14 protein-coding genes are annotated in these 18,341 nt (G+C 69.1%); 7 read left to right on the forward strand and 7 right to left on the reverse strand.

Annotated features, from left to right (window positions below):
- From FHR90_RS12205 to FHR90_RS12220, 4 genes are read right to left on the reverse strand one after another with little or no spacing between them, the layout of a single operon-like run.
- Complete coding sequence (locus FHR90_RS12205) at positions 1-1,779, reverse strand: dipeptide ABC transporter ATP-binding protein (protein ID WP_266152688.1); 1,779 nt, start codon at positions 1,777-1,779, stop codon at positions 1-3.
- Positions 1,776-2,585, reverse strand: coding sequence for an ABC transporter permease (locus FHR90_RS12210; RefSeq protein WP_176622711.1), 810 nt, complete (start codon positions 2,583-2,585; stop codon positions 1,776-1,778). Before FHR90_RS12210 ends, FHR90_RS12205 begins: the two co-directional genes overlap by 4 nt.
- Positions 2,582-3,553 (reverse strand): ABC transporter permease, encoded by a 972-nt coding sequence (locus FHR90_RS12215; RefSeq protein ID WP_176622714.1) that lies wholly within the window; start codon positions 3,551-3,553, stop codon positions 2,582-2,584. The genes FHR90_RS12210 and FHR90_RS12215 overlap by 4 nt, the downstream gene beginning before the upstream one ends.
- 5 nt (positions 3,554-3,558) lie before the next feature.
- Positions 3,559-5,259, reverse strand: coding sequence for a peptide ABC transporter substrate-binding protein (locus tag FHR90_RS12220; protein ID WP_176622716.1), 1,701 nt, complete (start codon positions 5,257-5,259; stop codon positions 3,559-3,561).
- Positions 5,260-5,438: 179 nt separating this feature from the next.
- Here FHR90_RS12220 and FHR90_RS12225 point away from each other — a divergent pair, with 179 nt between their 5' ends.
- The 6 genes from FHR90_RS12225 (at position 5,439) to FHR90_RS12250 (ending at position 13,708) form a co-directional block, all read left to right on the forward strand.
- On the forward strand, positions 5,439-7,544 hold the full coding sequence (locus FHR90_RS12225) for a TonB-dependent siderophore receptor (RefSeq protein ID WP_176622718.1): 2,106 nt from the start codon (positions 5,439-5,441) through the stop codon (positions 7,542-7,544).
- A 155-nt stretch (positions 7,545-7,699) separates the two neighbouring features.
- Entirely contained in the window at positions 7,700-8,578 is an 879-nt protein-coding gene (gene purU, locus FHR90_RS12230; RefSeq protein WP_176622720.1) for a formyltetrahydrofolate deformylase, read from the forward strand.
- A gap of 279 nt (positions 8,579-8,857) precedes the next feature.
- Positions 8,858-10,033: a glycosyltransferase gene (locus FHR90_RS12235; RefSeq protein ID WP_176622722.1), complete on the forward strand. Its 1,176-nt coding sequence runs from the start codon at positions 8,858-8,860 to the stop codon at positions 10,031-10,033.
- Positions 10,034-10,044: 11 nt separating this feature from the next.
- On the forward strand, positions 10,045-11,169 hold the full coding sequence (locus FHR90_RS12240) for an acyltransferase family protein (RefSeq protein WP_183275322.1): 1,125 nt from the start codon (positions 10,045-10,047) through the stop codon (positions 11,167-11,169).
- Positions 11,166-12,806, forward strand: coding sequence for an FAD-dependent oxidoreductase (locus tag FHR90_RS12245; protein WP_183275323.1), 1,641 nt, complete (start codon positions 11,166-11,168; stop codon positions 12,804-12,806). The genes FHR90_RS12240 and FHR90_RS12245 overlap by 4 nt, the downstream gene beginning before the upstream one ends.
- A gap of 185 nt (positions 12,807-12,991) precedes the next feature.
- Positions 12,992-13,708: a hypothetical protein gene (locus tag FHR90_RS12250; RefSeq protein WP_176623789.1), complete on the forward strand. Its 717-nt coding sequence runs from the start codon at positions 12,992-12,994 to the stop codon at positions 13,706-13,708.
- Positions 13,709-13,722: 14 nt separating this feature from the next.
- On the opposite strand, the gene FHR90_RS12255 is transcribed toward FHR90_RS12250, so the two are convergent.
- Both FHR90_RS12255 and FHR90_RS12260 read right to left on the reverse strand, forming a co-directional pair.
- Positions 13,723-14,604: a glycosyltransferase family 2 protein gene (locus tag FHR90_RS12255; protein ID WP_218062027.1), complete on the reverse strand. Its 882-nt coding sequence runs from the start codon at positions 14,602-14,604 to the stop codon at positions 13,723-13,725.
- A 146-nt stretch (positions 14,605-14,750) separates the two neighbouring features.
- The gene (locus FHR90_RS12260; RefSeq protein WP_176623791.1) at positions 14,751-15,584 is read right to left on the reverse strand and encodes a glycoside hydrolase family 16 protein; all 834 of its coding nucleotides are present in this window, start codon (positions 15,582-15,584) and stop codon (positions 14,751-14,753) included.
- Positions 15,585-15,753: 169 nt separating this feature from the next.
- Between FHR90_RS12260 and FHR90_RS12265 the strand changes: the two genes are divergently transcribed.
- A complete protein-coding gene (locus FHR90_RS12265; RefSeq protein WP_176623793.1) occupies positions 15,754-17,232 on the forward strand; it encodes a hypothetical protein in 1,479 nt (492 codons plus the stop codon).
- On the opposite strand, the gene FHR90_RS12270 is transcribed toward FHR90_RS12265, so the two are convergent.
- Positions 17,124-18,332 carry a UDP-galactopyranose mutase gene (locus FHR90_RS12270; RefSeq protein ID WP_176623795.1) on the reverse strand — a complete coding sequence of 403 codons (1,209 nt, stop codon included), beginning with the start codon at positions 18,330-18,332 and terminating at the stop codon, positions 17,124-17,126. The genes FHR90_RS12265 and FHR90_RS12270 overlap by 109 nt on opposite strands.
- Positions 18,333-18,341: the final 9 nt, after the last annotated feature.

The raw sequence follows: 18,341 nt of genomic DNA on the forward strand, positions 1-18,341 counted from the left end.
TCAGCCGGTGGCGGCCGCGACGAGGGCGGCGGTGTAGGGATCGTGCGGCTGCGCGACCAGGGTGGCGGGCGGCGCGAGTTCGACGATGCGCCCCGCACGGAGCACGGCGATGCGATCGGCCATATAGGCGATGGCGGCGAGGTCGTGGCTGATGAGCAGCCACGCCAGGCCCTCGGCGCGGCCGATGGATCTGAGCAGGTTCAGCAGAGTCGCCTGGGTGGAGACGTCGAGCGCGGAGGTGGGTTCGTCGAGCACCACCAGCGCCGGTTTCGCCGCCAGCGCGCGGGCGATGGCGACGCGCTGCGCCTGGCCGCCGGAGATCGCCTCCGGCAGGCGGTCGTACAACGCGGCGCCGAGACGGACGCGCTCGAGCAGGGTACGGGCCGCGGCCAGCGAGGCATCGCGCGGCAGCCCCTGGGCGAGACGGGCGGCCTCGGCCACGGAGTGCAGCACGCTCAGGCGCGGGTTGAGCGATTCCTTCGGGTCTTGGAACACGACCTGGATGCGGCGGCGCTGGTCGCGGAAGGCACGGCCGCGCAGGGTGGCGAAATCGTGGCCCTGCAGCGCGATGCGGCCCTGATAGGCGACCATCTGCAGCACCGCCCGGCCGAGGGTGGATTTTCCCGAGCCGCTTTCGCCGACGATGCCGAGACATTCCCCGGCGGCGAGATCGAAGGAAAGCCCGTCGAGGATGGTACGGCTGCGGTCGTAGCGCACGACCAGGTCGCGCACCTCCAGCAACGACGGCCGCGAGGAGTGCGTGGAGGCGGACATCGGAGCCTCCGGCGCAGGGACACGCGGACCGGCCGGGGTGGCGACCGGATGCAGGCACGCGACCTCGCTGCGCTCGAGGCGGCGCAGGGGCGGGACGGCGACCTCGCAATCGGGCGCGACGGCGGGGCAGCGCGGGGCGAAGGCGCAGCCTGGCGGACGCGCGAGCGGGTCGGGCGGCTGGCCCGGCAGGGCGGGCAACGCATAGCCGGGCGGTGCGGCGACCACGGTGGCGAGATCGGGGGCGGCATCGAGCAGGGCGCGGCCATAGGGGTGCCGCGGATGGGCGAAGAACACATCCGCGCGGGCGCGCTCGGCGGTGCGGCCGCCATACATCACCTGCACGCAGTCGGTATGGGCGCGGACCACGGCGAGGTTGTGGCTGATGAACAGCACCGCCATGTCGTGCCGGCGGCGCAGACCGCCGATCAGCTCGAGGATCTGGGCGGCGACGATCGGGTCCAGCGCGGTGGTCGGCTCGTCGGCGATCAGCAGCTTCGGGTGGCAGACCAGCGCCATGGCAATGGCGACGCGCTGGCGCATGCCGCCGGAGAACTGATGCGGGTAGTCGTCGATGCGCGCCTTCGGGTCGGGAATGCCGACCTCGGCGAGCATCTGCAGCGCCATCTCGCGCGCCTGCCGCGCATCGGCGCCGACATGCAGCCGGGCCGGGTCGGCGATCTGGCGGCCGATGGTGCGGGTGGGGTTGAGTGCCGAGAGCGGGTTCTGGAACACCATGCCGATACGCCCGCCGCGCATCGCGCGCATCGACGCCTCGTCGAGGGCGAGCAGGTCGGCCCCCTCGAAGGCGATGCGGCCGGTGGCAACGAGGCCGCGCGGCAGCAGGCGCAGGATCGCGGCGGCGGTGAGCGACTTGCCCGAGCCGCTCTCGCCGACCAGAGACAGCATCTCGCCGCGGGCGAGATCGAGCTGCACGTCATCGACCAGCAGGCCGCCATCGCGGGTGCGCACGCAGAGATTGTCGATGCGCAGCAGCGGCGGGCTCACAGCCGGTCTCCCGCGCGGGCGAGCAGGCCACGCCCGGTCAGCGACGCGGCGAGCATGGCGAGGAAGATCATCCCGCCCGGCGGCACGATCAGCCACCACGCGCCCAGCGGGGCGACGGTAAGCCCGGATTCGAGCAGGCCGCCCCAGGAGGTGTGGGGCGGCTGCACGCCGAGACCGAGGAAGCTGAGCGCGGACAGCGCGAGGATGGTGTCGCCGACCAGGAAGGTGGCGTTGACGACCAGGATCGGCGCCATCACCCGCAGCAGGTGCACGCGCGCGATGTAGAACGGCGACGCACCGAGCTGGCGCGCGGCGAGGATGAAGTCGCGCTCGCGCTGGGCGAGTGCTTCGTTGCGGATCAGCCGGGCCAGCGACGGCGCGCTGACCAGGCCGAGCAGGGCCGCAAGGTGGGCGGCGTCGAGCCGGGTCAGGGCGGCGAAGAAGATCAGCACCACCAGCGAGGGCAGCGCGAGGATCGCATCGAGCAGGCGCATCAGCAGCCGGTCGAGCCAGGCCGGACCGAGGGCGGCGGCAAAGCCGTAGAAGCAGGCGGCGAGGAAGGCGATGATCGCCGAGGGAATGGCGACGGTGAGCGTGGTCGCACCGCCCGAGATCAGGCGCGCCAGCGAATCGCGGCCAAGATCGTCGGTGCCGGCCGGATGGGCGAGCGAGGGCCGCGACAGCACGCTGTGCGGGCCCAGCGCGAACGGGTCGACCGGCCACAGCAGCGGACCGATGAAGCTGAGCAACAGCACGAAGGTGGCCAGGCCGATACCGGCGACGAGCATCGGATCGGGGCGCCTCATGCGAGCGTCCGGCTGCGCAGGCGTGGGTCGAGCGCGGCGTTGGCGAGCTCGGCGGCGAGATTGCCGACGATGGTGAGCGCGCCGATCAGCAGCACCACGCCGATCAGGGTCGGGTAGTCCTGCTGCAGGGCGGCGTGCCAGAGCAGCCAGCCGAGGCCGGGGAAGTCGAAGATCGTCTCCACCACCACGGAGCCGGCGAACAGGGCGGGCAGATACAGGCCGAGCAGGGTAATGAACGGCCGCAGCGCGTTGCGCGCCACCTCGCCGCGCAGGATGTCGCGCAAGCCCAGCCCCTTGGCGCGCGCGGTGCGGACATAATCGCGTTCGAGTTCCTCGGCGACGGACTGGCCGAAATAGCGCGACAGCGAGGCGGCGACGATCAGCGACACGGTGGCGACCGGCAGCACCAGGTGGCGCGCGTAGGAGAGCGGGCCGGGTTCGGTCATGTGCGCGTCGGTGATGCCGCCGGCCGGCAGCCAGCCGAGGGTGGATGCGAACACCAGCACCAGCATGCCGGCGATGAAGAAGGAGGGGGTGGCGTAGGTGGCGAGCTGCCACGCCCCGATCAGCCGGCCCGGCCAGCGGTTCCAGCTCGCGCCCTGCACCATGCCGATGGCGAGCGCGGCGAGCGTGCCGACCACGATCGAGAGCGAGGTGAACAGCAGCGTGTTGGCCGCATACATCACGATCAGATGCGCGACCGGCTGGTTGAGCAGGAACGAGTAGCCGAGCCGCAGCGTGCACAGATGGCCGAGATAGGTGAGGTACTGCATCCACAGCGGCACATCGAGGCCGAGGCGCATGTTGACCTGGTTCACCCCCACCGGCGTCGCGCGCATGCCCAGGATCGCATAGGCCGGCCCGCCGGGGGTGAGATGGGCGAGAAAGAAGGTCAGCGTGACCAGGATCCACAGCGACAGCGCGGCGGTGGCGATCCGCGACAGTGCGGTGCGGGCCCAGGGCGGCATCGGTCTCACAGCGGGCGGTCCGGAGCGTTGGCGGTGCAGCGGCGCGGGTCGGTGATGCGCAGCGCCTCGGGATGCAGGCCGCCGAGCGGGGTGACGTAATGCGACCAGCCGGTCACGCCCGAGCGGGCGAGGATCGCGTAGCCGTAATGCGGCAGCACGATGATCGGCTGTTGCTCGACGGCGCGGTCCTGGAAGGCGAACAGGCTGTCGAGGGTCGGGTCGGTCCGTTCGGCGGCCGTCAGCCGGTCCATCTCGGCGTCGTGGTAGTGGCCGAGATTGTTGAAGCCGGTGGAGCTGTAGGTCTCCGCCCCATCGGGGAAGCCGGTGAGGTTCCAGATCAGGTTGTAAGCCTCCCAGCCGGTGGACGGTCCGTTGATGGTGGCCAGCAACTGGTTGAACTGCACCTGGCGGATGTGCAGCTCGATGCCGACGGCGCGCAGGTTCTGCTCGATGATCTCGAGCTGCGGCGCGCCGACGCCGCCACCGGCCGACAGCAGCGTGGTGAAGGACAGCCGCGCGCCGTCCTTCACGCGGATGCCGTCCGGGCCCGGATGCCAGCCGGCAGCGTCGAGCAGGGCGCGGGCATGGGTAGGGTCATAGCCGACCGGCAGACGGCCGGATTTCGCCTCCGGCGAGAGGAAGGTGTCGGGCTCGCTCGGCACCGGACCGTAGGCGGGGGTGGCGTTGCCGTGAAAGATCAGGTCGATGATCTCGCGCTGGTCGATCGCGTCGGCGATCGCCTGGCGGACTCGCGGGTCGCGGAAGAAGGCGGTGCTCGGGTTGGCGAAATTCAGCCCGATATAGGAATAGGCATAAGGCTTGCCGCCGCGCTCGATGCGGGTGTCTGGCAGGTGGCGCACGGCGTCGTAGAGCAGATAGGGCATGTTGATCGCATCCACCGCGCCGGAGCGGTAGGCGGCGAGCATCTGGTCGTTGTCGAGGAACGACATCACGAAGCGGTCGATCTGCGGGCGGTCGGGGCCGGCGTAGCGGTCGTTGGGCACCAGCACCAGCTCGCGGCCCAGAGTCCAGCGCTCGAGCCGCCAGGCACCGTCGACGACGTCATAGAAATGCGGATCGCTCTGCCGGGCCCACAGCGCGTCGATGCTGTCGGTCTTCCAGGCGTGACGCGGCAGCGCATGCAGCAGCGGCAGGGCGACGGTGGTGAACAGGGCCGGGCTGAGCGGCTCCGTCAGCGTGATGCGCAGGGTATGGGCGTCGGTGGCCACCACGGCGTCGAACGCGTCCGGCAGGCCGCCGGCGCCATAGCTGTTGTAGGTCTGGCCGAGCCTGCGGATCAGCTCGAAGCAGTAGACCACGTCATCGGCGGTGACCGGCACGCCGTCGGACCAGTCGGTCTCGCGCAGCGTGATCGTCCACGCGAGGCCGGAGGGATCGCGCTCGATGCGGCTGGCCATCGATCGGGCGAGATCGACGCGGAGCTGCGCATCCAGCGTGACCAGCGGCCGGAACAGCAGGTTCCAAGCGCCGGCATTGTAGGCCGACAGGATCAGCAGCGGGTTGAGCGAGGTGATGTCCGAACCACCCCCCTGCCCCAGCCCGACCGGCACCACCACGGTGCCGCAGCGCGCCTGCGCCGGCAGCGGGGCCGTGATCGGCGGCAGGGCGATGGTGGCGAGGAGAGCGGCGAATCGCGCCAGATCGGTGATGCGTCGGATCGCGGCCTCCAGGCGGACGGTTCGCATTGCTGATACGCGGGGCACGCATGGGTCGGCAAGTCGGCGCCCCCAGGGTCTCCGACATGTTTGAAACCGTCATTCCAGGTATTTAACATTGTAATATAGTGATATAGTGATTACATGCCTGTTCGCATGTAGAACTCCGCAGCCCGTCCGGTCGGGCGTGTTGCGGGAGCCTCATCGACATGTCTGCCATCTCCATGCTGCGGCGCGGCCTGCTCGCGACGCCCGCGCTCGGTCTCGCCGCCGCCGCCGCGCAGACGCCGACCGCCACAGCGACCGAGACCATCACCGTGCAGGGCTCGACCAACCGCCCGCATCTGGCGCGTCATGTCAGTCTGGGCGCGCTGGGTGCGCGCTCCGCCTTCGACACGCCGTTCTCGCTCAGCGTGGTGTCGGCGCAGACGGTGCAGAAACGGCAGGCCGCCGACATCAATGACATCTTCCGTGCCGAGCCCGGCGTGCAGGAGAATTCCAATGGCGGATCGACCGCGTCGGGAGCGAGCTTCCGCGTGCGCGGTCTCAATCTCGACTGGACCAACGGCTACCGCATCGACGGCTTCGCGATTCCGTACTGGTTCATCGACCTGCCGACCGCAAATTTCGGCCAGTTCCAGCTCGTGCGCGGAGCGTCTGCGTTTCTGTACGGCTTCGGCGCGCCCGGCGCGGTGCTGGATTTCCAGCTCAAGAAGCCGGTGGATGCGCCGCTGCTGGCGCTGGAGGCGGGCTACAGGTCGGATGCGGTGTTTCGCCAGAGCATCGACGCCGGCGGCCCGCTCGGCGGCGGTCGTGTCGACACGCGCTTCGTCGCCTTCAACGAAGTCGGCAATCAGGTCAATGGCAGCTATCTGCATACGGTGTCGCTGAACGGTGGCTTCGACGCACGGCTGACCGATACGCTGCACTGGCACGCGGACGCGTTCTGGCTGTCGACGCTGCAGGCCGGCATGGTGAACGGGGTGACGGTCGTGCCCACACTCACGCGCCTCACACCGATCAGCGGGCGCGCCGAACTCGGTGCCGCGGATTCGTGGAAGCGCAACGATCTCAAGCACATCAATACCGGCTTCGACCTCGAACTGGGCGGTGGCTGGCATGCGGAACTCGCCTATGCCTACACGCATCTCGACGAGCGCTTCCCGTCGAACGCGATCACCTTTCTCGACGACCGCGGCGACTATCTCAACCGGCCGTTCCAGATGACGCGGGTGTTCACCTATCATCAGGTGCGACAGACGGTATCGGGACACGTCATGACCGGAGCGTTGCACCACGACATCGTCGGCGGTGCGACGTGGCTGTACCAGCTCTTCGATGCGGATGCCAACGCGACCTACTACCGGCCCTATGACTATGGAAACATCCATGTCGCGCGGCCGGTCAACACCAACGCCCATGCCTACAACCCGCGCCTCTACCACTACATCGACTACACCCAGATCTCCCCGTTCCTCAGCGACAGCATCTCGTGGCGGCGGTTCTCGCTGCTGGCCGGCGCGCGCTATACGGATTACCGTGAGAACGACTACGCGACCGACGGCAGCGGGCGCCGGACCGCGGCGCGGCGCAATCATCCCCTCACCCCGGTCGTGTCGCTGTCGTGGCGGCCCGAGCAGACGGTCAACGTCTATTTCAGTTTCGTGCAGGCGATGCAGTCCGGCACGCAGGCGGCGGCGACCGCGCGCAACGCCTACGAGGTGTTCGCACCGATGCGCAGCGCGCAGTACGAGCTGGGGCTGAAGGTGCAGAAACCACGCTGGACCGCCACGGTCGCAGCCTACCGGCTCGACACCATCGCCGCCTATGTCGATGCAACCAACACGCAGCGTCAGGGTGGCAGCGTCCGCTACCAAGGGATCGAGGCCGCCGGCACCGTTCAGGCGACCCGGGCGCTGTCGGTATCCGCGAGCCTGACCTGGCTCGATGCGCGCTATGGCGCGGGCACCCCCTATGACGGACGCCGCGCCGAATCGACCTCGCCGTTCGAGGCCAATCTGTCGATGGAGTATGCGCTGCCCGCCATCGCCGGCCTCGGCGGGCTGAGCGTGGACGGTGGCTTCGGCACCGTGGCCGGGGGCTGGCTCGATCCGGGCAACCGCTTCCGCCTGCAACCCTATCTGATCGGCCGGATCGGGGTGCAGCATGTCTCGCGGCTGGGGCGACGCCGGCTGATCCTGAGGGCAGCGATCGAGAATCTCGGCAACGAGCGCTATTGGGTGAGCCGCGGCGCGCTGCAGCTCTTCCCAGGCGCGCCGCGGACCGCGACCCTGGCCGCAAGGGTCGAGTTCTGATCGACCGTCTCCGGGTCCGTTACCGGCCCTCATGAACGGCCGCTCGGGCGTTTGCCGACCAGGGCCCACCTGCCCTAGAGACTGTGGCCAACCCGCGCTCGCTGTCCGCCCGACCGCACCCGACCGCGCGGAACCGCAACCACTGTGCCTGGCCGATGACCCGCGACACCCCTGCCCGCTCGACCTTCATCCTCACGCTCGACTGCCCGAACCGTCCCGGCATCGTCGCCGGCATCAGCACACGGCTGTTCGAGCTCGGCGCCAACATCGCCGATGCACAGCAATACGACGATACCGGGCAGGACCGCTTCTTCATGCGGGTGGTGTTCGACATCGCAGCCGCCGACGGGCTCGCCGGGCGACTGGAGGCTGAGATCGGCGCGCTGGCGGCGCAGTTCGCGATGCGATGGACGTTGAGCGATACCGCACGGCCGGCAAGGGTGCTGCTGCTGGTGTCGAAGTTCGACCACTGTCTGGTGGACCTGCTGTATCGCTGGCGGATCGGCGAGCTGGCCATCGCGCCGGTGGGCATCGTGTCGAACCATCCGCGCACGCTGCATGCCGATGTCGATTTCCACGGCATCCCGTTCCATCACCTGCCGGTGACCCCGCAGACCAGGGCGGCGCAGGAAGAGGAGATCTGGCAGCTCGTGCAGTCCACCGGCACGGAGCTGGTGGTGCTGGCGCGCTACATGCAGATCCTGTCGGACGGCCTCGCGCGGAAGCTGGCGGGGCGCTGCATCAACATCCACCACTCGTTCCTGCCGGGATTCAAAGGCGCGCGCCCCTATCACCAGGCCTTCGAGCGCGGGGTGAAGCTGATCGGCGCGACCGCCCACTACGTGACCGGCGATCTCGATGAAGGGCCGATCATCGAGCAGGACGTCGAGCGCATCAGCCACGCCGACACGCCCGAGGACCTGATCCGCAAGGGACGCGACATCGAGCGGCGGGTGCTGGCGCGGGCGGTGCGGATCCATGTCGAGCGGCGCGCCCTGCCGAACGGGCGCAAGACGGTGGTTTTCGGCCACTGAGCGGCTGGCCGCGGCGCGCGCCGGGACGAAATATCATCGAGTGTCGAAAAAACTGTTCATAAGCACCTATTTTGTGTCAATAATGAACCGTGTGCATAAAACCGCACGGATGGTCGCAAAACTCCACGAAAGAGACATTGCAGCGGAATGATCGCCCCGCCCAAGGCGGGTCCGGTCCGCAGGATATTCATTCGACAGGGCGCCCCACACGCGCCCGGTCTGCACGATTTGAGATTGTTCCGGTTTCGACTGAACGCATTGTGACGAGGGTCTGATTGGATGCTGGATGAAATCGGTGTCGGCGAGGCTTGGCCCAATGCGCGACTGGGCGGGGAGCGGGTCCGCACGCCGGACACGCGGCCGAGGCGGCGCATCATGCACCTGTCGAAGCACTGCCATCATGCCAACGGCAGCGTCAACGTGGCGGTCGATCTGGCCTGCGAGCAGGCCGCGGCCGGGCATGAGGTCTGGTTTCTCAGCGGCGGTGGCAGCTTCGTCGGCCTGCTGGAGCGCTCCGGCGTGCGTCATGTCGAGCTGCCGCAGGACCAGAAACATCCGCGCACGCTGGCCCGTTCCGCGCTGCGTCTGACGCGGCTGGTCAAGAAGCTGCGGCCCGATGTGGTCCATGCCCACATGATGGGCGGGGCCGCGATCGGCTGGCTGGCGACGCGGCTGACCTCGGTGCCGATGGTCACCACGGTGCACAACTCGTTCGACTGGCACTCGACGCTGATGCGGCTGGGCGACCGGGTGGTGGCGGTCAGCGCGGCCGAGCGCGACCAGCTCCTGCGCCGTCGCTTCTCGCCGCAGCGCACCGAGACGATCTGGAACGCGCCGGAGAACTCGCCCCGCCATGCCGGACTGTCCCAGGCGGGGTCGGTGGTGCTCCGGCGCCCCTGCGTGCTGGCGATCTGCGGGCTGCATCGCCGCAAGGGCGTGTTCGACCTGCTCGACGCCTGCAGCCAGGTGTTTCCGGACCATCCGGAGTGGCGGCTCTACATTGCCGGCGAAGGCCCGGACCGCGAGCGGCTCGAACAGCAGGCCGCCAGCCTCGGCCTCGCCGACCGGGTCAGCTTTCTCGGCTTCGTCGAGCTGCCGCGCACGCTGTATACGCAGAGCGACATCTTCGTGCTGGCCTCCTATGCCGATCCCGGCAGCCTGACCATCGGCGAAGCGCGCGCCGCCGGCTGCACGATCGTCGCCACCGCCGTCGGCGGCACCACGGAAATGCTGGAGTACGGCCGCGCCGGACATCTGTTCCGGCCAGGTGCCGTCGATCAGCTCGCCGAGCGACTGCGCGCGCTGATCGGCGATCCGCAGGCCCGCGCCGCCCTGGCCGCCCAGGCCCGCGAGGGCGCGGAGGTGTTCGATGTCGCCCGCCTGGTCGAGGACTACCAGGCTGTCTACGAGCGCGCGATCGCCGAGCGGCGGCGCAGCTCGAAACCGGCACGTTAGGGAGGTCCGCCATGAGCTTCATGAGAGCTCCGGCGCCACCAGCCGCGATGCCCGGTCCGGCATCGCACCGCCTGCCGGCGATGCCGCCGACGCGGGTGCATTTCGGGGATCTGGACTTCCTGCGCGGTATCGCGGCGATCATGGTGATGCTGTTCCATTTCGGCGAGCGCACCGGCCTGCCCGGACTGGTGGCGCACGGCTATCTCGCCGTGGACCTGTTCTTCGTGATGAGCGCCTTCGTGCTCAGCCATGCCTACGGTCCCGCGCTGTGCGAGGGGCGCATCGGCGTCATGCGCTTCACGGTGCTCCGGGTGGCGCGGTTCTGGCCGATGCTGGTGCTGGGCACCGTACTGGCCGCGGTGATCGAGCTCGGCCGGCCCGGCGGGCTGTCATCGCTGCATCTGCGCGAGACGCTGGTGTCGCTGCTGGCCGGCTGCGCGTTCGTGCCAATCTTTCACACCGTGACCGTCGAACACGTGCTGTTTCCGCTCAACGGGCCGGTCTGGAGCCTGTTCTTCGAGCTGATCGGTAACATCGCCTTCGCGGTGCTGGTGGCCGTGCGCGTGCCGCGCGGGGCCGGGCTGCTGCTGGCGCTGGTGAGCGCCATGTGGCTCGGCAGCTTCCTCGGCGCGAATGGCAGTGTCGAATATGCCGGAACGGTGGCGCAGGATTTCCTCGCCGGGTTTCCGCGCGTGGCGCTGGCGATGTGCATCGGCGTCGCCCTGCACCGGCTGGACGTACCGCATCTGCGCCTCGACCGTTGGGTGCTGGCGCTGGTCGTGATCGGTTTCACCTGCATGCCGTCGCTGCCGGGCCTGGCGGAGCCGCTCTACAACGCCGCCTGCCTGCTGCTGGTCTGTCCGGCGATCGTCCTGCTGGCGACGTCGCACGCGCCGACGCAACGCGCACCCGCGCTGGTGCGCTGGTCGGGGATGATCTCCTATCCGCTCTATGCGATCCACTATCCGATCGCGCGCGCCATCGGCTTTCTGCTGATGCATCACACGCTGTCGCCCGCCCTCCGCCTTGCGGCGGTGCTGGCCAGCGCGGCGGCGATCGTGGCGCTGGCCGCCGGCTGCGAGGTCGCCTACGACGCGCCGTTGCGCCGGCGCCTGCGCCGACTGGTGCTGGCATGAAGGCGGCTGCGACGACCCCGGACCCGTCCACCCTGCCGGGTCTGCTGGACCTGCGTCGTCTGGAGGATGACGCTTCGGTGTTCGAGGCGGATGTCTGCATTGTCGGCAGCGGCCCGGCCGGGCTGGCGGTGGCGCGCGGACTGGCGGGGCTGCATCTGCGCATCCTGGTCGTCGAGAGCGGCGGCCTCGAGGAGAGCGAGGCGACCGACCGGCTCAGCGAGATCGAGTCCGTCGGCTTCGCACGCGAGATGGCGCCGCGCCGGGTGCGCAACCGCGTCTTCGGCGGCACCTCAGAGAGCTGGACCGGGCGCTGCGCGCCGTTCGACCCGATCGATTTCGAACGACGCGACTGGGTGGCGCGATCGGGCTGGCCGATCAGCCGCGCCGAGGTGATGCCCTGGCTGGAGCGGGCCGCCCCGCAGCTGGGCATCAGCACGCAGTTCGACCCGGTGCCCGACCGGCTGGCGGGCGACGAGGCGCTGCGCGAATGCGTGTGGCAGTTCAGCCGCGGTCGAGACGGGTACGCATTCACCCAGTCCGGCCGCGAGTTTCTCGCCGAACGCGCCTTGGATGCCGGGTTGGCCGACATCCGCGTGCTGCTGCACGCCACCGTGCGCGAGGTGCTGGTCACCGCCAGCGGTCGGGCCGTCGAGGGGGTCGAGGTCGTGGCGCTGAACGGGCGGCAGGCACGCATCCGCGCGCCGCTGGTCGTGCTGGCCGGAGGCGGCATCGAGAATGCCCGCATGCTGCTGCTGTCGCGGCGGGTGATGGGCTGCGGCATCGGCAATGGGCGTGACCAGGTCGGGCGCCATCTGATGGACCATCCGCGCGGGGTGATCGCCGCGTTCGACCGCACCGCCTTCGACGCGGTGCGGGCGCGCTACGGGCTGTTCCGCCTGCCGCAGCCGGGCGGGATGCAGACCTATGTGCGCGGACTGACCCTGTCGCCCGAGACCCAGGCGCGCGAGGGCCTGCTCAACTGCGCCGCCTGGATCACCGAGGAACGCGCCGAGGACGACCCCTGGGAAGCGGCCAAGCGCCTGCGCGGCGGCCGTTCGGCGCACCCGCTCGCCGATACGCTGGCCATCGCGCGCGCGCCGCGTCTGGTGGCTGCCGGACTCGCGGCACGGGCGTTCGGCCAGGGCGGGGTGCCGCACAAGCTGCGCGGGCTCGTGCTGGACTGCATCGTCGAGCAGGTGCCTGATCCCGACAGCCGCATCCTGCTGGGCGAGCGCCGAGATCCGCTCGGCCTGCCGGTCGCGGTGATCGACTGGCGCATCGACCTGCAGGCCAGGCGCAGCGCGGCGCGGCTGGCCCGTTACGCGGCGGCGGCGTTCGCCCGGCTCGGCGTCGCGCCGCCGCGCCTGAGCGACTGGATCGCCGAGGACGCGCTGTCGCGGGCGCAACTGCGCGACGTCGCCCATCCGATGGGCACCACCCGGATGTCGGCCACCGCCCAGGATGGCGTGGTCGACACCAACGGGCAGGTGCATGGCGTGCACGGGCTGTTTATCGCCGGCAGCTCGGTGTTCCCGACCTCCGGTCACGCCAATCCGACGCTGATGATCGTCGGTCTCGCCACACGGCTGGCCTTCCACCTGCGTGGCCTCGCCCTGACCGATTCGCAGGCCGCTTAGGGCGCAACCATTGCGTGTTTTTGAGAGTTCGTCTCAATTTTATATTGACGTCTTGTAAAAGATGTTTCACTATCGACAGTAATCATCGGCCATCGCACAGGACCTGCCGCCGGTGCCTGAGCCGGAAGCGTCCCCGCGCAACCGCCCGGACGCCGTCGAGGGATATCCGAAGAGGAAATGACACGATGAACATGGCCCTGCGCGGTGACGAATTCGAACTGGCCAGGGCCTTCGAGGACCTGCGCCGGGACGGGATCGCCTCGATCCCGAACTTCCTCACCGACGAGGAATTCGCGCGGATGGGGAAATTCGTCGACGACGCGGTGGCCCGCAGGCCCGGCGCCTATGTCGGCTTCAACGGACCCGCCGAAATGGCAGGCTCCGGGCTCGACGAGCTCGGCGCCTCCGACCGGCTGCACAGCCTCGCCGAGCGGATCTACGAGCACATGACCGGCCGGCCGGCGCAGCGGTCGGATTTCTACCAGGTGCTGCGCTGCCTGAGCGGGCCGGACGTCAATACCCACTCGCATTTCTACCACTATGATTCATATGTCGTGACCTTGCTGGTGCCGATCCGCATCCCGACCAAGGGCAAGACGGGCGATTTCCTGCTGATCCCCAATGCGAGGCGCTACCGGCGCTCCTACTGGCGCAATGCGGTCGACAAGGTGCTGCTGGACAACCGCATCAGCCAGCGCGTGCTGCGCTTTCTCGCCGAACGCAGGCTGCCGCCGGTCCGCCGCGTGAAGCTCGAGCCGGGGCGGATGTATTTCTTCTGCGGCTATCGCACGATCCATACCAACGAGCCCTGCGACGAGGACCAGCTCCGCGCGACCGCATTGTTTCATTTCGCCAACCCGCACGCCGGACACTCCCGCGGACCGCGCGCTAAAATGGCCTGAGCGGGGCGCCGCTCCTACAGGTCAAGGACCTGCTGCGGCGTCATCCGGCCGCGCAGCAGGTCGCGCAGGGCGAGGACATTGCCGCGCAGCCGGCCACGACGGTCGACCCACGGTTCGGGGCGGAGCGATCGGGCGATGTTCGCCGCCATGTTGCGCGTGGCATGCTCGAGGGCGCGGCCGAGCGGATAGCCCTGTTTCTTTCGCGCCAGATAGAGCGGATTGGCGATCTGCGAATAGCCCAGCCGCACACCGGAATTGCGTCCCGACTTCGTGCCGAGATGCACACCCTGTGCTGCATCGACCTGCACGATGCGGCCATGCGGCGAGAGCTGCCGGCACAGATCGACATCCTCCTGCCAGCCATAGAGCGGCAGCACCTCGTCGAACGCCAGGCGGTGAGCGCGCATCGGCGCGAGACGCAGCGCCATGTTGCAGCCGTAGCCGCTGAACACCGGCTCGATCGCCGTGCGGTCGCGCCGCGGATGAGACAGCACCGACAGCCCCTCGGCAAAGCCAAGGCCCGGCCCGTTGATGCCGTCGGCAAGCACCAGCCCGGTGGCGACCACGATCGACGGGTCGGCGGTCATCGCCTGCTCGATCGCCGCGACATAGCCGGGATCGAGCAGGAAATCGTCGTCGAGGAACAGCATCACATCCGCCTCGGGACTGGCATCGATGATGCGGTTGCGCTGCCGGGTCAGGCCGCGCGCGCCGAGCAGGAAGCGCGCCGGGGCGCCCGGATCGATCTCACGCGCGGCGCCGAAATCGGCCTCCGACGGCGCGCAGACCACCACGGCATCGGGAATACGGCTCTGACGGCGCAGGTCGGCCAGGGTCTGGGAGAGAATCTCCGGCCGGCCCGCTGTGGCGATGCCGACGACGATGTTGAGCGACACAGGCGATCCCGGATTCTGATGCAGGGGCAAAATAACCCGGGCGGCGCGGTTGCGGAAGCGCTCAGTGACCGTCTGGACGCGCGCCACAGGCCGCGTTCCCGTGTCCGGCCCCGGCCTGCACCCGGCCGCACGGTCCAGACCGTCACTCAGCGCGGCGCGTAGACGCGGACGTAATCGACCTCCATCACCGCCGGATTCGGGGCATGCTCGATGGGCCAGCCGCCGCCGAGGCCGAGATCGACGAGGATGTCAAAGCCGTGATGGTGCTCCGGCGGGGTGGGCGTGTGCCAGATCGGCTGGCGGTCGAAATAGATGGTGATGTCCTTCGGCGTGATGTCGGCGCCCCAGAGGTGGAAGCCGGACGACATGATGCCTGCCGGCACGCGGTTGATGCGCTGCACCGAGCGGTCGAGCTTCGGCTGCCCCTTGTGCCACACGGTGACGGTGGAATTGAACGCACCGGGGAATTTCCCGTACTGCTCGACGATATCGACCTCGATCGAGGGGTCGGTCGAGCCCGGTGGCGGCTGGCTGTCGAGCCAGAAGGCGGGCCAGACGCCGGGGCCGGAGGGAAACTTCGCCCGCATCTCGAAATAGCCGTATGGCGTCGAGAAGCCCTGCCCGTCGGGGCCGGTGCTGGACAGCAGGCCGGACTGCCATCTGCCCTCGCCGTTGCGGCGCATGGTGATGTGCAGCACGCCGTCCGAGATGGTGAATGGGAAGCCTGGCTGCGGATCGACGAAGGTCGCGTCGCCGAAATCGCCGTGCCAGGGCGTGTGCGCGGTCCAGGTGGTGCCGGGCCCGCGGGCGGAGACATCGAGCCGGTCGAACTCGTCGGCGAACAGCAGCTTGCGGTGGGCGAGATCCAGCGGATCGGCAGGTGCGGCCGCCGCCGGGTGGTGACTGGACAGCCACAGCCCGCCCGCGATCGCAAGGACGCGCAGGCAACGGGCCAGCAAGGTCGGCATACGGTCGTTCAAGGGGCTTCCCCCGCCATGTGGAGGTAAAGTATGCCGCGCAGCAGTTCCGCATCGCAAATGCCGGCCATCATGGGCGCGGGATCGCGAGGATGCGGTGGCAGGCATTGCGCGAACGGATCGACCCGCGCGACCGTAGCTGTCCGGAAACGGACATGAGGCAGGCGTTCGAATGGGTATCACAGCGTTCTCCTTCATCGTGCTGCCGCTGTGCCTGCTCTGGGCGTTCAACCCGCTGCGGCTGTTCCAGCTGCTGTTCGTGGCCGGGGTGTTCGAGGCGGCGGCGGCGATCACGCTGGGCGGACTCGGCGTGCAGCCCGGGCTGGTGCCTGCGCTGGCGCTGATCGGTTATGTGATGCTCCAGCTCGCGCTGGGTGCGCAGTATCCGGGCCAGCGCCGTGCGCTGCGCCTGTGCGGGCCGCTGCTGCTGGTGGGCGCCTGGGCGATCGCCGCCTCGATGCTGCTGCCACATCTGTTCCGCGACCAGGTCTATGTGTGGCCGCAGAAATCCACCCCACCCTTCCGAATCGCGCTGCTGGAGCCAAGCGCGTCGAACATCAACCAGGACCTCTATCTGGTGGTGAACCTCCTGCTGCTGACGCTGGGCGCGATGATCCTGACCAAGTCGGACGCGATCCGGGTGGGAGCGTTCAAGGCCTATCTGATCAGCGGCTTCGTCGCCTTCGCGGTCGCATTCTGGCAGCTGCTCTCGAAGGTCGCACACCTGCCGTATCCGGATGCGCTGTTCTACTCCAACCCGGGCTGGTCGATCCTGACCGGACAGTCGATGGGCGCGATCCCGCGCATCAACGGCTCGTTCGCCGAGCCGTCCTCGCTGGGCAGCTACATGGCCGCCTGCACCTGCTGCGCCGGCTGGCTGATCCTGTGCGGGCATCGTCAGGCGCTGCTCAAGCCGCTGTTCGTCACCGGCATCGCCGGTGTGCTGATGTCGACCTCGACCACCGGCATCGCCTCGCTGGCGATCGCCGCCGGCGGACTGGCCCTCGGCGGGCTGATGAGTGGCTCGACCCGCATGTTGCGCAAGCTGCTGCGTTTCGGCCTGCCGCTGCTGGTGGGGGTGGGGGTGCTCGGGGCGGTGGCGCTGGTGCTTGCCCCCGGCGCCTATGACGTGCTCGGACAGATCTTCTCGGCGACGCTCAACAAGCAGTCGAGCGCATCGTACGACGAGCGCACCTCGACCGATCTCGACAATCTCCAGGCAGCCCTCGATACCTGGGGGCTCGGCGTCGGCTGGGGCAGCTCGCGCTCGTCGAGCCTGATCCCCGGCCTGCTCGCCGGGATCGGCGTGCCCGGGATGGTGGGGCTGCTGATCTTCGGGGTAAGGCTGGGGCGGCAGGTCGGGGCGGCGAAGCGTCGCGGCTGCACCCCTGGCCAGCATTTCGTGATGGACGGCAGTGCCGCGGCCCTGGTCGGCTACCTGATCCCGGCCTGCCTGTCGGCGCCGACCATCAGTTCGGTCAGCTTCTTCGCGCTGCTCGCCCTGCTGGTCGGCGCCTGTGCCGCGGCGGGGAGTGCTGTCGCTCAGCCCGGCTGGGTCTGGTACGAAGGCTCGGACGAGGCGGAGGCGCTGCTGCCCGACGGCGCATCCGAAGCGGCGGCCAGAAACGAGGCGACGCCCATCAGCGACTGATTGATGACCTGGTGCATGTCCAGATACTGATAGGTGCCGCAGCGACCGATGAAGGTCAGACCCTCTTCACGGTCGGCCAACGCCTTGTACTGGCGGTAGATCGCGTCATAGCGCCCGTCGGACGTCTTGACCGGGTAATAGCGCTCGAACCCGTTGTCGCGGTAGTCGCAGGGCTCCTCGCGCGTCAGCGTGCGCCGACCGGTGGGGAGCACACGATGGTGCGGCAGCGCGCTCCAGTCGGTCTCGCGGGTGAAGGGTCCGGCATCGGTGAAATTCACCGTCGCCGCACGCCCGGCGGGCGCGGTCTCGCCCTGTTCGGTGGCGTGGTGGAAGCGGATCGAGCGATAGGGCAGCGGACCGAAGCGGTCGCCGTAATAGGTGTCGATCGGCATGCTGTTGAAGCAGTGCGCCATGCCGCGGCGCATCGCGGGCGCGAAGGACGTCGAGAGGCTGACGCGGATGCGCGGGTGGTCGAAGATGCGCTCGAACATCGCCGTGTAACCATCGGCCGGCAGGAACTGGAAGCGGTCGTTGGGGAAGTAGCGGTCCTCGTCATCGGTACGCAGCGGGATGCGCTGCACCACCGCGGCCGACATCTCCTCCAGATCCATCGCCCACATCTTGCGCGTGTAGGGACGGAAGAACAGGTCGGTGAGCCTGCGTCCGATGCGCGAATACAGGTATTCGGCGGCGTTGGCGGGGGCGTCGATCGGCTCGGCGAGGGTGTCGAGAAAGGCGCGGGCCGCCGCCTCGTCGGGCAGGGGCGTTCCGAACACCTCGGCGATGGTGCGGCGGTTGACCGGCAGCGGCACCAGCAGTTGCGGCGTCACCTCGGCGAGCACCTTGTGCTCGTAGGGGACCAGCGTGGTGAAGCGGGCCATCCAGTCGACGACGCGCTCGTTGTTGGTGTGGAACAGATGCGGGCCGTAGCGGTGCACGCGCACGCCGTTGTCGTCGACGCTGTCGAAGGCGTTGCCCGCGATGTGCGGACGCTGGTCGATCACGTCGACCTCGTAGCCGGCCTCGGCGAGCGCGCGGGCATGCACCGCGCCGGCGAAGCCGGCCCCCACCACAAGAATACGCCTGTCCCAGCTGGTCATCGATATCGC

It is taken from the genome of Endobacter medicaginis, from assembly GCF_014192375.1.
Lineage (GTDB): Bacteria > Pseudomonadota > Alphaproteobacteria > Acetobacterales > Acetobacteraceae > Endobacter > Endobacter medicaginis.